Source organism: Stenotrophomonas sp. YJH_SMC_17 (assembly GCF_059371655.1).
Map to the genome: position 1 here is coordinate 86994 of NZ_JCAFUU010000001.1, position 12061 is coordinate 99054.

The window sequence follows — 12061 nt, forward strand, 5'->3', positions numbered from 1 at the left end:
GAACAGGCAGCAATCAAAGATGACGCGCCCAACTCTCCACGCCCTCAGCCATCAGCTTGTAGACATGCTCGAACGCGGGACGCTGCTGGCGATACGGATCGGGAATCTCCCGATCCTGCTGCCATTTGCCCAGCAGGAAGGTCTTGCCGGACGCCTGCGGCGCGATCTCGGCGATGCGGCGCACGTGCTTGCGCTCCATGGTCAGCACGAGGTCAGCGGCTCCCAGGATGGCGTCATCAATCTGGCGCGCGCGGTGGGCCAACCCATCCATGCCCTGCTCCACGAGCAACTCCTGTGCGGTAGCATCGATGCCGTGCCCCACCAGCGCGCCCAGGCCCGCCGAAGACACCTGGATGCCCTTGCCGGCCACGGCCTGCCTGAGCATGACTTCAGCCGAAGGGCTGCGGCAGATATTGCCGACACATACAAAAAGAACGTTCTTGAACACTGACCTGGATCCTATGGCATTCCTTGCGGCGCGCCCGACCAGAGCAACAAGGGCCGGCGGCAGCCGCACAGGATACCTTACAAGCGCATTACAGGCGATGAAATCGCCAACAGATTCATGGAATTACGTCGCAGTTCCGGACATCAACCACCTCAATACGCCGACTTCTGGCCTAGAACCTTCAGCACGGTCAGCGCAATGATCCGCACGTCCAGCGTCGGGCTCCAGCGTCGGATGTAGTCGATGTCGTACTGCACGCGCTTCTTCATCGAGCGCAGCTCCGGGGTCTCGCCACGCAATCCATGCACCTGCGCCCAACCGGTAATACCCGGCTTGACGTAGTGACGGTGCATATAGCGCTCGATCACCCGCTCGTAGTGGTCGTTGTGCTGGATCGCATGCGGCCGCGGCCCAACCACCGACATGTTTCCACCCAGCACATTGAAGAACTGTGGCAGCTCATCCAGGCTGGTGCGGCGCAGGAACGCGCCGAACCGGGTCACTCGCGGATCACCGCGCGTCGCCTGGGTAATCTGGCCAGCCCCCTCTGCATGCACGCGCATGGAGCGGAACTTGAGCATCCAGAATTCCTTGCCACCCAGACCATGACGCTTCTGGCGGAACAGCACCGGCCCCGGCGAGCTCAGCTTCACACCGATCGCCAGCAGGGCAAACAGCGGCGCCAGCAGGACCACCGCAATGCCAGCCACAATGATGTCCTCGACCCGTTTGAACAGGCGGAACCGATGATCCACCAGACCCTGGCGCACGCCGATCATCGGCACGTCGCCCACCTGGTGCACACCCGGATTCAACGCCCCCAGGCCAGTGGTATCGGGAATCAGGCGCACAGGCACAGGGAAGCGCTCGATCTGCTTGAGCATGTCCTTGATCGGCGCGGTATCACCCATCGGCATCGACACCCAGACCTGGTCGAACTCGCCACGATGCAGATCCATGTATTGCGGAACGTCGCCCAGCACGCCCAGACGGCGCGGCGCATCGCCGCCACGGCGGGTGGCGATGTCGCCGGCACTGCTGAAATAGCCGACCACTTCCTTGCCCAGTTCCGGCTTGCCGCGCAGCAGGCGGTGCAACCTGAGCGCCGGCGCCCGCAGGCCCACCAGCAACACGCGCTGCCGGTCCAGGCCACGCGAACGCAGCCGGTGCAGCTGCACGCGCAACAGCACGCGTACCGTCGCCATCGAGGCCAGGCCGGTGAAATACCAAGCGACCAGCCATTGAGCCGGCACCGCATCACCCAGCCCGACCAGCACGGCGTACAGCGAGAACAGGGCGAACGTACTGGACCAGGCCAGCAGCAGCAGCCAGAGGTCGGCGAGCAGGCCACGCGTGCGCCAGTTGCGATAGACCGGAGCAACTGAGAAGCAGACGATGGCACTGAGAATCACCGCACCGAACACGATGCGCTGGGAGGAACTGGGCGCCTCAGTGGCGTAGCACAGCACATGCGAAAGCACTGCCATGCCAGGCAGCAGCAACAGATCACCCAGGCGCAGCCCCAGTTCCAGGGCAGCCCGGGCCTCGACCCGGCGGCGGCCGGCCCGGGCCCGCTCGGCGGGAAGGTCTTCTACTGATCCATGTAGCAAAGCACTTCTCCATGTCTACCCGACCCGACAGCGAGCGGCTCGCTGTCGCGCGCGAGACTCCCCAGCCCGCGCGGAAATGTCGTGGTTGCGTCAATTAAATGTGCAGGGATTGTGGATGAAGCAGGACGCAAAAGATAGGAACCCGATCGTCGGATGGCGCCGAGATCGCACTCGAACAAGAGCTAAGCCGTTAGAATTGTTACCATTTTCGTCCGTTTCGAATGATGTCGTTTTACGTCACCTTAGGTCACAAACGGTCAACAAGCCTCCATAGAACGCCAACCGCTTGACACTCCCGGGGTTGCCGGCCCCACCCCGCACCGCACCAAAGCCCTACCACCACCCTCTGCTACCATCGGCGGTTCTGTTCATCGCGTCCCCCACCTGCCCGCGATGGCGCCAAACAACGTAACGAAACACAGGAGTCTGCATGTCTTTCGAGCTGCTCAAGTCCCTTGGCCTGGACGCGATCAACGCTGGCACGTACCTGGGCAACGGGGAGTGGTCGAGCGCGACCAGCGGTGAGCTGATCACCCCGGTCAACCCGACCACCGGCGAGCCGATCGCGCAGGTCCGCGCGACCACCGAGGCCGAGTACGAGACCGTCGTCGCCCGCGCCCAGGAAGCCTTCAAGGTCTGGCGTACCACGCCGGCCCCGCGCCGCGGTGAAGCCGTGCGCCTGTGCGGCGAAGCGCTGCGCAAGCACAAGGATGCGCTGGGTTCGCTGGTCGCCCTGGAAATGGGCAAGAGCAAGCCGGAAGGCGATGGCGAAGTGCAGGAGATGATCGACATCGCCGATTTCGCCGTGGGCCAGAGCCGCATGCTGTACGGCTACACCATGCATTCCGAGCGCCCCGGCCACCGCATGTACGAGCAGTACCACCCTCTGGGCCTGGTCGGCATCATCTCGGCCTTCAATTTCCCGGTCGCGGTGTGGAGCTGGAACTCGTTCCTGGCCGCCATCTGTGGCGACGTGTGCATCTGGAAGCCGTCCAACAAGACGCCGCTAACCGCCATCGCCTCGCTGAAGATCTGCAACGACGCCCTGCGCGAAGCCGGCTTCCCGGACATCTTCTTCCTGATCAACGATGCCGGCACCGCGCTGTCGGAAAAGATGGTCGATGACCGCCGCGTGCCGCTGATCAGCTTCACCGGCTCGACCCAGGTCGGCCGCACCGTCAACGAGAAGGTCGCGCGCCGCCTCGGCCGCTGCCTGCTGGAACTGGGCGGCAACAACGCCATCATCCTGGACGAAACCGCCGACCTGAAGCTGGCCGTGCCGGGCATCGTCTTCGGCGCCGTCGGCACCGCTGGCCAGCGCTGCACCACCACCCGCCGCCTGATCGTGCACCGCTCGATCTACGCCGACGTGCTGGCCACCCTGGTCAAGGCCTACAAGCAGGTCGAGGGCAAGATCGGCGACCCGACCGATCCCGCCAACCTGATGGGCCCGCTGAACAGCGACGCCGCCGTGCAGCAGTTCCTCGATGCCATCGCCCAGGCCAAGGCCGCTGGCGGCACCATCGAAACCGGCGGCACCCGCATCGACCGCGCCGGCAACTTCGTACTGCCGGCGATCGTCTCGGGCCTGAAGAACAGCGATGCCGTGGTCCAGCACGAGACCTTTGCGCCGATCCTGTACGTGATGCCGTACGACAGCCTCGACGAAGCCATCGACATGCAGAACGGCGTGCCGCAGGGCCTGTCCTCGTCGATCTTCACCCAGAACCTGAAGACCGCCGAGAAGTTCCTGTCGGCCGCCGGCAGCGACTGCGGCATCGCCAACATCAACATCGGCACGTCCGGTGCGGAGATCGGCGGCGCCTTCGGTGGCGAGAAGGACACCGGCGGTGGCCGCGAGTCGGGTTCGGATGCGTGGAAGGTCTATATGCGCCGCCAGACCAACACCATCAACTATTCGGATTCGCTGCCGCTGGCCCAGGGCATCAAGTTCGACCTGTAATGGCGAACGATTTGGCCATGCCTGCGGGTCGGATCCCCAACGGGGCTCCAACCCTCGACTTCACCGGCGGCCGCGTGCTCATCGCCGGCGGCAGCAAGGGCATCGGCCGTGAAATGGCGCTGGCGTTTGCTGGCGCCGGTGCGCAGGTCTCGGCCTGCGCGCGAGGCCAGGCCGGACTGGATGCCCTGCGTGCCGACGCGCAGGCCCAGGGCACTCCGCTGCATACCGTCTCCGCCGATCTGGCCGACGTCGGCCAGATCCAGGCTTGGCTGCAGGCCGCTGCCGATGTACTCGGCGGCATCGATGTGCTGGTCAACAACGCCACTGGCTACGGCATGGCCGATGACGAGGATGGCTGGGCCGCCAGCCTGCAGATCGACCTGATGGCGGCGGTACGGGCCTCGCGCCTGGCACTGCCGTGGCTGCGGGCATCCCGCGATGCCTGCATCCTCAACCTGTCCTCGATCGCCGCACAGCAGCCACGCCCAGGTGGCGCACCCTACGCTGCCGCCAAGGCCGCGCTGTCGCACTACACCACCTCGCAGGCACTGGCGCTGGCCAAGGACCGGATCCGGGTCAACGCCATCGCACCCGGCTCCATCGAATTCGACGACGGCCTGTGGGACCGCCGCCGCACCGAAGACCCCGCGCTCTACCACGGCACCTTGGCGAAGATCCCGTTCGGCCGCTTCGGCCACCCGCGCGAAATTGCCGACGCCGCCCTGTTCCTGTGCTCGCCGCTGGCACGCTGGATCACCGGCCATGTGCTCAACGTGGATGGCGGCCAGGTATTGATGGGCTGACTCTGTAGAGCCGAGCCCACGCTCGGCTAGCGCGCGAGGCGCGGTCGACACCGCATTGTCCAGGGTGCAGCCGAGCATGGGCTCGGCTCTACGGGGCACTGCCCATGGGATTGCCCGGGCAGAGGCACTATCATGTGCACACTGCCAAGGAGGACCCCGATGAGCGTGGCACCCCGACAGACAAGCGCCCTGGCCGTGGTCAGCCTGGTCATGGGCATCGCCAGCTGGACCGTCCTGCCCTTCGTGGCCAGCATCGTGGCCATCGTCACCGGCCACATGGCCCGCGCCGAGATCCGCCGTCGCCCGCAGGAACTGGAAGGCGATGGCCTTGCCGTCACCGGCCTGGTGCTGGGCTGGGTGATGGTCGGTGCCGTGATCGCCGCCATCCTGGTCTTCATCCTGTTCTTCGGCGGCCTGGCCTGGCTCGCCGCGATGTCGAACTGATCGCCATGACCGCCTCCGACAGCACTGAACGCTTCAGCAGCCGCGTCGCCGATTACGTCCGCTACCGGCCCGATTACCCGCACGCTCTGTTGGAGTGGCTGCATGGCCCGATGGGCGTCAGCCACGAGGCCGTGGTCGCCGACATCGGCGCCGGCACCGGCATCTCCAGCCGCCTGTTCCTGGCCAGCGGCCATCCGGTGGTTGCCGTTGAACCGAATGCGGCCATGCGCGGCGCCGCCGAGGAATGGCTTGCGCCGAAGTATCCACGTTTCAGCGCAGTCGATGGCCGCGCCGAGGCCACCGGGCTGGACGATGCCAGCGTTGACCTGGTCAGCGTGGCGCAGGCGTTCCACTGGTTCGATACCGTGGCGGTGCGCGCCGAGTGGCGGCACATCCTGCGCCCGGGCGGCATGGCACTGATCTACTGGAACTCGCGCCTGCTCGACGCCAGCCCGTTCCTGGTCGGCTACGAGCAGCTGCTGCTGGACTACGGCACCGACTACACCGCCGTGGCCGAGCGCTACCAGGACGACGCCACCATGCAGGCCTGGTTCGGCTCCGGCCTGCGCGGCAGGGTGGAGCTGCCGAATGTGCAGCATCTGGATTTCGACGCCCTGCGCGGGCGCCTGCTGTCCTCCTCCTATGCCCCGCAACCCGGTCACCCGCGCCATGCGCCGATGATCGCCGCCCTGCAGGACCTGTTCGCCGCCCACGCGGTCGACGGCCAGGTCGCCTTTGAATATCGAACCCGAGCCTTCCTCGGCACGCTGGACTGAACCGACGCATGTATTCGCTTGCCCGCCCCTTCCTGTTCTCGCTCGACGCCGAGCGCGCCCACGGCCTCGGCCTGTCCGCACTGGACCTGGCCTACCGCACCGGCACCACGCCGCTGCTGGCCGCCCGCATCGCGCCGATGCCGAGCACTGTGTTCGGGCTGACGTTCCCCAATCCGGTCGGCCTGGCTGCCGGCCTGGACAAGAACGGCGAGCACATCGATGCCCTGTTCGCGCTGGGCTTCGGCTTCGTCGAGATTGGCACCATCACCCCGCGCCCGCAGGCCGGCAATCCGCAGCCGCGCCTGTTCCGGCTGCCGGAACACAACGCGATCATCAACCGCATGGGCTTCAACAACGCGGGTGTGGATGCGCTGGTGCGCAATGTCGAACGCGCGCGCAACCGTCGCGGCCTGCTTGGCATCAACATCGGCAAGAACAAGGACACCCCCAACGAACAGGCCGTGGACGACTACATCGCCTGCCTGGACAAGGTGTATCCGCTGGCCGACTACATCACCGTCAACATCTCTTCGCCCAATACCGCCGGCCTGCGTGAGCTGCAGGAAGAGACCGCACTGCGCCAGCTGGTCAGCCAGCTGCGTGACCGCCAGGAAACCCTGGCGGCGCAGCACGGTCGCCGTGTGCCGATGCTGGTGAAGGTGGCGCCGGACCTGAGCGAGCGCGACATCGATGCCGCCGCACGCGTGCTGGGCGAACTGCAGGTGGACGGCGTGATCGCCACCAACACCACCATCGACCACAGCAAGGTGGCCGGCGATCCGCTGGCCAACGAGGCTGGCGGCCTGTCCGGTGCGCCGGTGCTGGAGCAGTCGACGCTGGTGCTGCGCCGACTGCGCGCGCGCCTGCCCGAATCGGTGCCGCTGGTCGGCGTCGGCGGCATCCTCTCCGGTGCAGACGCCGTGGCCAAGATGGCCGCAGGTGCAGCACTGGTGCAGTGCTACAGCGGCCTGATCTTCCGTGGCCCTGCCCTGGTCTCCGAATGCGTGGAGGCGATCCGTCGCCGCCGGGAAGCACCGAGCCGCGGTGCGGTGGCCCCGCTGTGAGCGCGCCCATCGATACCACCGACAACGCCGCGCCGCTGCGCTGGACGCTCACCCGCAATGCACCGCTGCAGGCACTGAACACCTTCCACGTGCAGGCCAGTGCAGCCCAGCTGCTGGAACTGCACGACGCGGCCCTGCTGCCGGAAGTGCTGGCGTTGCCGGAAGTGGCCAACGGCCCACTGCTGGTGCTGGGCAGCGGCAGCAACGTACTGATCGCCGAGGACCTGCCCGGCACCGTGCTGGTGTTCGGCAACCGTGACATCAGCTTCCTTAAACACCGCGCCGACCATGCGGTGATCCGTGCCGGTGCTGGCGTGCCCTGGCACGGGCTGGTGATGTGGTCGCTGCAGGAAGGCCTGTCCGGCCTGGAAAACCTGGCGCTGATTCCCGGTACGGCCGGTGCCGCGCCGATCCAGAACATCGGTGCGTATGGCGCGCAGGTCGGCGAGTTCATCCAGGCTGTTGAAGCCTGGGACTGCCAGGAACAGGCCTGGGTACGGCTGGACAATGAACAGTGTGGCTTCGCCTACCGCGACAGCGTGTTCAAGCAGCAACCCGATCGCTACCTGATCACCGCCATCGAACTGAAGCTGCCACTGCTGCACGATCTGCGCATGGACTACGCCGGCATCCGCGAGGAACTGCAGGCACAGGGCGTGGAGCTGCCGAGCGCAGTCGACGTGGCCAATGCCGTGATCGCGATCCGCCGCCGCAAGCTGCCCGACCCGGATGTACTGGGCAACGCCGGCAGCTTCTTCAAGAACCCGGTGCTGCCGCTGGAACAGGTCGACGTGCTGCTGCAGCACTTCCCCGACCTGCCGGTGTTCCCGGCCGAGCAGGATGACAAGCGCAAGGTCTCGGCGGCGTGGATGATCGAATCCTGTGGCTGGAAGGGCTTCCGCGAAGGCGATGCCGGCGTGGCCGCCAGCCACGCGCTGGTGCTGGTCAACCATGGCAATGCCAGCGGTGCGGAGTTGTTGGCACTGGCACGCCGCATCTCGGCCTCGGTGCTGGAGAAGTTTGGCGTACCGATCGAACCGGAGCCCCGCCTGCTCGGCGCCCAGTGGTGAACACCCCTGCCCTTTCCACAGGCGCCACCCCGATGCGGGCGGCGCTGCTGATGCTCGGCAGCACGATGGCCTTCGGCCTGATGGCGGTGGCGATCCGCTATGCCACGCGCTACGTTCCGACCCAGGAAGTGGCGTTCTTCCGCAACGCCTTTGGCCTGCTGGCCCTGCTGCCGATGCTGTTGCGCCCGGGCCACGCGCCGCTCAAGACCCAGCAGGCGCCACGCTATTTCGTGCGCAGTGCGATTGGCCTGGGCTCGATGCTGTGCGCGTTCTGGGCGCTGGGCCACCTGCCTTTGGCGCAGGCGGTTTCGCTGTCCTATTCCACGCCGCTGTTCGTCACGATTGCCGCCGTGCTGTGGCTGGGCGAGACCGTGCGCGTGCGGCGCTGGGCCGCAGTGGTGGTCGGCTTCATCGGCGTGCTGGTGATCGTGCGACCCGGTACCGCCGGCTTCACCGCGGGCAGCCTGGTGGCGGTGGCGGCCGCCGTGCTCAGTTCACTGGTGGCGATCCAGATCAAGCAGCTGACCCGCGTCGACAGCGCCGACACCGTGGTGCTGTACACCTACGTGTTCTGGGTGCCGCTGTCGCTGGTGCCAGCGCTGTTCGTCTGGGTCTGGCCGACCGGCATCGCCTGGCTGTGGCTGCTGGCCACGGGTGTGCTCGGTACTGTAGGCCAGCTGCTGTGGACGCGGGCGCTGCGCCTCGGCGAAGTCTCGGCGCTGACCCCGATCAGCTTCCTGCAGCTGCCGCTGGTAACGCTGCTCGGCTGGCTGCTGTTCAACGAAAGCGTGGATCGCTGGACGCTCATCGGCGCCGGCATCATCCTCGCCGCGAACGCCTACATCGCCCACCGCGAAGCCGTACTGTCGCGGCGTGCCGCCAGCGCCGCAGCCTCGGCAGCGGTCAAGCCCGCAGAATGAAAACCACCTGCATGGACAACCCATGGGTCGTGCACGGACAGGCTGCGGGTAGAGTCGACTGTTAGTCGACTATCGCGCGCAGCGCGGGCATTGCTGGTTCATTCGAAGAGCAGTCGACCAACAGTCGACTCTACCCGGGCGATCCTGGCAACCCGGGGCGATCCTGGCAACGGCCCGGAACCTTACCCCAGCGTGCGATACGCACGCTCCGCAGCATCGAACACATTGCCCGGTGCGAACTGCTCGCCCAGGTAGTGCAGCGACTGCCTGCGCAGTTGCGGCGAACGCTCCTCACCGTCGCTGCCCAGCAGCACCTGCTGGAACTCGATCAGGTCCTGCAGAATGCGCCAGTGCCGGTACCACGCGATCCAGCGCGGGTCGCCGCGGTCGCTGCCATAGCCCTCCTCGAAGCCCAGCGGATTCTCACGTCCCCAGCGCCCGCCAACCGCGGCACCGATGAACATCAGGTCACGCTCACGCGGGGCCAGCGACAGGCCATCCCAATCGATCAGGTGCAGGCCGCCGTCATTGCCCATCAGCAGATTGCCGGCATGCAGGTCGGTATGGCACAGGTGCAGCTCAACCGGAACCTCCTGCAATGCCGCGTGCAGCTGCAGTGCCTGCGCGTGCAGCGCGGTGATACGCGCATGCTGCCGGTCCCATACGGAAACGAATGCACGGCCCAGCCCATCCTTTGCAGCCGCAAGGCCCTCGCCAGCCAGCCACTGCCCAACGGTCTCAAGTGCAGCAGTTTCCAGCAGCGCGGTCGGTAGCGCTCGCTGCAGTTCGGTCGGCAGCTGCGCCGCGTGCAGGCGCCGCAGCACCTCGCCCAGGCGTCGCCACTGCCTATGGCTCAACGCCGCCTCGAACCCGGACTGGCCTTCGATGTAAGGAAACAGCGTGAACTGCAGTCCCCAACGCTGCACCGAGGCGCCGCCGGTCAGTGCCGGCCAGGGTGCAACGATTTCTTCGATGTCCAGCGTACCGCGCAGCCAGTGCAGGCTGTCCCATACCGCCGGAGCAACCTGGTACGTGCGGCATTTCAGCCACCACTGCCCGTGGCGCGCGTCGACGCGATACACGCTGGCATTGGCGTCGGCGCCCACCGGGCGCGGCACCACAGCGGTGGCGGTAATGCCATAGGATTGTTGCAGGACTTCGCCGAGATGCTGCGCCGAAGCGAATGACATGGATGCCAGCGGAAAGTATTACCTGCCGCCACTATCGCAGATGCGTTCGCCGCGACACAGACATGTCCGTCACAACATCACCTCGGCGCGACCAAAGGACTAGCCCGCGATGCGCCGCATCACCGCCTCCAGCGGGCCGCGCGCGAACTGCCACGACCACAGCCATGCCGCACCCGTCGCCAGCATCAGGAACAGCAGTGCCCACAGCAGCACCGACGCCAGCGATGCACTGCCATCGAGCAGGCCCAGGCTTTCCAGCGTGCCCATGCCCAGCAGGATGTGGCCGACGTACAGGGTCAGGGTCATGCGCCCGGCCGCGGTGAACGGCTCCAGCCAGTCCCCCGGTCGCACGCGCGTCAGCCACATGCAGGCGGCAATGACACTGCACGCCGCGCCGGCACCCGTGAGTACGTAGGCCGGCCCCGGTGGCATCGGCTGCGTTCCCAGCCACGCCTGCCAGGGCGTTCCCTGCGCAAGCTGCTGAACGCCATGTCCAGCCGCGATCAGCAGCAGGCCCAGCACCAGCAGCGCGCGCTGGACCCGCGGCTGTGACAGCTGCAGGCGTGCCAGCAGCATCCCCAGCAGGAAGAAGCACAGCCACGGCAGCAGCGGATGGAAACCGTTGAACAGCAGGTTGCGGGCCGCGCCCGGCCATTGCCACAGGCCGGCATACTCCAGCGTCTGCCAGTTCCATCCCTGGCTGTAGTCCCAGTGCAGCAACGCCCAGAACGAACAGGCCGCCAGACCCACGATGCTGGCCAGCAACACCCGCGGCGACGCACGCAGCCACACCACGGCCAACGCGAAATACACCGCGTAGTAGTGCAGGATATCGGCCGGGAACAGAGTCAGGTTGAGCAGGCCCAGCACCAGCAGGAACAGCGCGCGCCGCCAGGTCTGCACGCTGGCCGGCCACCAACCCTGCCGCTGCGTGGCCAGCACCAGGCCAAGACCGGCCAGGGTGACGAAGGTCGCCGAGGCTTTGCCTTCCAGCAGATGGAAGAACCCTGCCAACCAGCCCTCACCCTCTGCCGGCACGGCCATCGCCAGGCGGAAGTTGACCAGCACCATGCCGGCCAGCGCCAGATAGCGCGCCAGGTCCAGCCCGTGCAACCGCCGATCAACAGCGCTCATGCGCGTGCCCCGAGCAGCAGCGCGAGCAGGCCAAGATCCAGCGATGCCTCATCGGTGCCACCGGCTTCGCCCAGCCCCCGACGCATCGCGTCGCTCTCGATGGCATCCAGCAGCACCTGCGACTGCACTGCCGGTGCCAACGCCGGGCGCCGACGTTCGCGTTGCGCCACGCGCTGCAGCGCCTCAGCCAGCGCCTGCTGCAGTTGCCTGCGATTGGCCGCGAAGGCCTCGGCCACAGCGGGATTGCGCGCACTTTCGGCCAGCACTTCAACGGCAAGCATCGCCCATTGCGGCTGCCGGCACAGTGTGTGGAACTCCTGCAGGAGCGCCAGCACCTGTGCGCGGTCGCCGTCAGACACGGCCAGGCGCTGCAGCAACGGTGCCAATTCTGCGCGCTCGGCCACCGCCACCGCGAGGATGATCGCTTCCTTGCCCGGGAAGTGGTTGTAGAGATTGCCCAGGCTGACCCCGGCCGCCTGTGCGATGTCACGCATGCTGGTCTGGTGGAATCCCTTGACGAGGAAGCACTGCAGGGCGGCCTGCAGGATCTGCGCGATGCGTCGCTCGTTGCGGTCGGTTCGGCTCATGGCGTAAATAGTGAACGAACGTTCGTGCATTTTGAAGGGCGCATCCACACAC

Annotated in this window: 12 protein-coding genes; 7 read left to right on the top strand and 5 right to left on the bottom strand. The window is 66.7% G+C overall.

What is annotated here, in order from left to right; all coding sequences use genetic code 11:
* Positions 1–13: 13 nt before the first annotated feature.
* Both AC5P8Z_RS00360 and AC5P8Z_RS00365 read right to left on the bottom strand, forming a co-directional pair.
* Positions 14–448 carry a low molecular weight protein-tyrosine-phosphatase gene (locus AC5P8Z_RS00360; protein WP_107232367.1) on the bottom strand — a complete coding sequence of 145 codons (435 nt, stop codon included), beginning with the start codon at positions 446–448 and terminating at the stop codon, positions 14–16.
* 152 nt (positions 449–600) lie between these two features.
* Positions 601–2058: an undecaprenyl-phosphate glucose phosphotransferase gene (locus tag AC5P8Z_RS00365; protein WP_495227717.1), complete on the bottom strand. Its 1458-nt coding sequence runs from the start codon at positions 2056–2058 to the stop codon at positions 601–603.
* 430 nt (positions 2059–2488) lie between these two features.
* Here AC5P8Z_RS00365 and amaB point away from each other — a divergent pair, with 430 nt between their 5' ends.
* The 7 genes from amaB (at position 2489) to AC5P8Z_RS00400 (ending at position 9098) form a co-directional block, all read left to right on the top strand.
* Positions 2489–4021 (top strand): L-piperidine-6-carboxylate dehydrogenase, encoded by a 1533-nt coding sequence (amaB, locus tag AC5P8Z_RS00370; RefSeq protein ID WP_495227719.1) that lies wholly within the window; start codon positions 2489–2491, stop codon positions 4019–4021.
* Between the two features lie 17 nt (positions 4022–4038).
* Positions 4039–4824 (top strand): SDR family NAD(P)-dependent oxidoreductase, encoded by a 786-nt coding sequence (locus tag AC5P8Z_RS00375; protein ID WP_495227721.1) that lies wholly within the window; start codon positions 4039–4041, stop codon positions 4822–4824.
* A gap of 159 nt (positions 4825–4983) precedes the next feature.
* Positions 4984–5268 (top strand): DUF4190 domain-containing protein, encoded by a 285-nt coding sequence (locus AC5P8Z_RS00380; RefSeq protein WP_164136699.1) that lies wholly within the window; start codon positions 4984–4986, stop codon positions 5266–5268.
* A 5-nt stretch (positions 5269–5273) separates the two neighbouring features.
* Positions 5274–6044: a class I SAM-dependent methyltransferase gene (locus tag AC5P8Z_RS00385; protein WP_495227722.1), complete on the top strand. Its 771-nt coding sequence runs from the start codon at positions 5274–5276 to the stop codon at positions 6042–6044.
* Between the two features lie 8 nt (positions 6045–6052).
* Positions 6053–7108, top strand: a complete 1056-nt coding sequence (locus AC5P8Z_RS00390) for a quinone-dependent dihydroorotate dehydrogenase (RefSeq protein WP_495227723.1) — start codon at positions 6053–6055, stop codon at positions 7106–7108.
* Positions 7109–7116: 8 nt separating this feature from the next.
* Positions 7117–8178 carry a UDP-N-acetylmuramate dehydrogenase gene (gene murB, locus AC5P8Z_RS00395; protein WP_495228304.1) on the top strand — a complete coding sequence of 354 codons (1062 nt, stop codon included), beginning with the start codon at positions 7117–7119 and terminating at the stop codon, positions 8176–8178.
* A 32-nt stretch (positions 8179–8210) separates the two neighbouring features.
* Positions 8211–9098, top strand: coding sequence for a DMT family transporter (locus AC5P8Z_RS00400; RefSeq protein ID WP_286072015.1), 888 nt, complete (start codon positions 8211–8213; stop codon positions 9096–9098).
* 182 nt (positions 9099–9280) lie between these two features.
* Here AC5P8Z_RS00400 and AC5P8Z_RS00405 read toward each other — a convergent pair whose 3' ends face one another.
* The 3 genes from AC5P8Z_RS00405 to AC5P8Z_RS00415 form a co-directional block, all read right to left on the bottom strand.
* Positions 9281–10288: a phosphotransferase gene (locus AC5P8Z_RS00405; protein ID WP_495227725.1), complete on the bottom strand. Its 1008-nt coding sequence runs from the start codon at positions 10286–10288 to the stop codon at positions 9281–9283.
* A 99-nt stretch (positions 10289–10387) separates the two neighbouring features.
* Positions 10388–11422 (bottom strand): DUF418 domain-containing protein, encoded by a 1035-nt coding sequence (locus tag AC5P8Z_RS00410; RefSeq protein WP_495227726.1) that lies wholly within the window; start codon positions 11420–11422, stop codon positions 10388–10390.
* The gene (locus AC5P8Z_RS00415; protein ID WP_495227728.1) at positions 11419–12009 is read right to left on the bottom strand and encodes a TetR/AcrR family transcriptional regulator; all 591 of its coding nucleotides are present in this window, start codon (positions 12007–12009) and stop codon (positions 11419–11421) included. Before AC5P8Z_RS00415 ends, AC5P8Z_RS00410 begins: the two co-directional genes overlap by 4 nt.
* Positions 12010–12061 lie beyond the last annotated feature (52 nt).

Excerpts from the sequence above, each read along its gene's own strand:
- amaB (WP_495227719.1), top strand. The coding sequence starts at position 2,489 with ATGTCTTTCGAGCTGCTCAAGTCCCTTGGCCTGGACGCGATCAACGCT.
- AC5P8Z_RS00405 (WP_495227725.1), bottom strand. The coding sequence starts at position 10,288 with ATGTCATTCGCTTCGGCGCAGCATCTCGGCGAAGTCCTGCAACAATCC.
- AC5P8Z_RS00390 (WP_495227723.1), top strand. The coding sequence starts at position 6,053 with ATGTATTCGCTTGCCCGCCCCTTCCTGTTCTCGCTCGACGCCGAGCGC.
- AC5P8Z_RS00400 (WP_286072015.1), top strand. The coding sequence starts at position 8,211 with ATGCGGGCGGCGCTGCTGATGCTCGGCAGCACGATGGCCTTCGGCCTG.
- AC5P8Z_RS00415 (WP_495227728.1), bottom strand. The coding sequence starts at position 12,009 with ATGAGCCGAACCGACCGCAACGAGCGACGCATCGCGCAGATCCTGCAG.
- AC5P8Z_RS00375 (WP_495227721.1), top strand. The coding sequence starts at position 4,039 with ATGCCTGCGGGTCGGATCCCCAACGGGGCTCCAACCCTCGACTTCACC.
- AC5P8Z_RS00410 (WP_495227726.1), bottom strand. The coding sequence starts at position 11,422 with ATGAGCGCTGTTGATCGGCGGTTGCACGGGCTGGACCTGGCGCGCTAT.
- AC5P8Z_RS00380 (WP_164136699.1), top strand. The coding sequence starts at position 4,984 with ATGAGCGTGGCACCCCGACAGACAAGCGCCCTGGCCGTGGTCAGCCTG.
- AC5P8Z_RS00385 (WP_495227722.1), top strand. The coding sequence starts at position 5,274 with ATGACCGCCTCCGACAGCACTGAACGCTTCAGCAGCCGCGTCGCCGAT.